The organism is Chryseobacterium sp. CG10_8 (genome assembly GCF_058117085.1).
The window spans coordinates 1-1,991 of record NZ_JBYVEB010000207.1; the positions used below are offsets into that span (position 1 = coordinate 1).

Here is a 1,991-nt window from a genome sequence, read left to right on the forward strand (position 1 = left end):
TTATAAAAGTTGCTGTTTTCGTTATAAACATTTAATAAACCTTTTGCACCAACGCTTTCCAATAACTCTTTACGCAAAAGAAGTTGGTAGCTATAGTCAACGGAGTATAGTGTTGGAAAAAGTCCCATTTTTAGCAACTGTTGTCTTGGATTTTTTTCAAGACCATCGATTACGTCAAGATATTCGTTCTCAATAGTTTTCCAGATTTTTTCAACCAAGTCTGTATTTAATTTTAGGTCTTCTGAAAGAATATTAAATGGTTTTGGTTTCTCAAACCGAAGTGAATAAACTGCTTCACATTCGGGAATATCTATATTGCAGTAAATTTCAGTAGTTACAGAACCCGACATATTGTTGTAGTCGATATAGTTTTTATAGCTTCTGAAAAAGAATATTTTATAGGTCAGTTTTCCGTTTTTCTTTTTGATATCGCCATTTTTCAGAAGTTTCCAACCGAATGGTTCCAATCTTGAAAACATTATTTGCACCATCTGATTGAAAACATCAGATGGAGTTAATTTTTCGGGTACTAATTCCTTTACCAATTAACGTTTGATTTGTATGCTTGCCACTAACGAAAAAGTATTAGCGAAGGCGGGCGAAAAGTGAACTGAAAGTTCAGTTTTCAACCAAACTGAGCCAATGCTTTTTCGGTAAAGTGAAATTACAAAAAAATAACGAAACCGAAAAGCAGTGGCGACGAAGAATATTCAAATTTTCAATTTGAGTATTCAAGCCCGCTTTTGCTAATACACTGTTATCGGCAGTTATAATTTTTCTATTTTAAAGCTCTTGGTTATTTTGTCCATTGCACTTTTTAGTTCATTCCCCGAAATTTTATTTATGAAATTCATTGTTTCTAAATTTGTGTTTAATGCTTGTTGAATATTTGAGAGTGAATATGAATTTGGTGTAATCAATTTTTTGTAATATATCTCCCTTGTTAACTCATTTTCTTCTTCAATCATTTCTTTTGTTACAGGAATTTCCAATAGTTGAAAAGCTTTTGACAATTTATCTGTAAGAACTACTTTTCTTCTATTATTTGTTCTTTGTTTGAATTCTTGCAATAACCAATCATTTAAGTAACATTCAGGTTCTTCAATAATACCGTAGTCAGTATCTCTTGTTACAATTATAATGTTTTTTTTTGTTTTTTTTGAACATTCAATAATCCACTCCCAATTAATCGCATCTCCAATAGAATTATCATCTTTTTTTCTTGGCGGATATCCTAAAATAAATCTTTTTTTTGCGAGATTCCTAATTGTAAATCTGAATTCATTTTCACGATTTAAATTCAGTTGAGATTTATTGTTAAATAAAATTTGAAGAGACTTATAAACAATATCATTTCTATTTGGCGTTTTGAGAATTTTTTCAATTTGTTCTTTAAGCTTTTTTTGTTGTTTCTCTACAGATTCCTTAGATTTTTTTATTATTTTTAATGAAAGTGATTCAGATAATATTGCAGGGCAACTTAGGCTTATCTGTGGTTTTTTTGTAACCTCCGAAATTGATTCTAAAATAGCACTTTGTCTATTTTTTTTGTATTCCATCTCTACTTGACTTGATGTAATTATCAAGTCTTTGTGCTTTATTATTTCATCTAAATATTTTATTGAAACATTCGTTCTTCTGATTCTATAAAAGTCTAAAAAAATATTTGTATCAATAAAAATAATCGCATCAAGTTTTTCTTTAATTTTTTTTGCCATTTTTTTTGAAAATAATTGCCGATAACGAAAAAGTATTAGCGAAGGCGGGCGAAAAGTGAACTGAAAGTTCAGTTTTCAACCAACTGAGCCAATGCTTTTTCGGTGAAGTGAAGTTACAAAAAAAAACGAAACCGAAAAGCAGTGGCGGCGAAGAATATTCAAATTTTCAATTTGAGTATTCAAGCCCGCTTTTGCTAATACACTGTTAGCAGAAGTTTTAATATTCATCATTCTTCCATCTATCCAAATTTCCGATTTGCTTTTTTATAGTTT

2 protein-coding genes are annotated in these 1,991 nt (G+C 29.9%); both read right to left on the minus strand.

What is annotated here, in order from left to right:
* Positions 1–545, minus strand: a 545-nt coding sequence (locus AC4AGG_RS16190) for a hypothetical protein (protein ID WP_489773058.1), incomplete at its 3' end; no start/stop codon positions are given.
* Between the two features lie 222 nt (positions 546–767).
* A complete protein-coding gene (locus tag AC4AGG_RS16195; RefSeq protein ID WP_489773059.1) occupies positions 768–1,718 on the minus strand; it encodes a PIN domain-containing protein in 951 nt (316 codons plus the stop codon).
* Positions 1,719–1,991 lie beyond the last annotated feature (273 nt).

Bases quoted from the DNA above. Each gene is read 5' to 3' on its own strand.
- AC4AGG_RS16195 (WP_489773059.1), bottom strand. From the start codon at position 1,718: ATGGCAAAAAAAATTAAAGAAAAACTTGATGCGATTATTTTTATTGAT.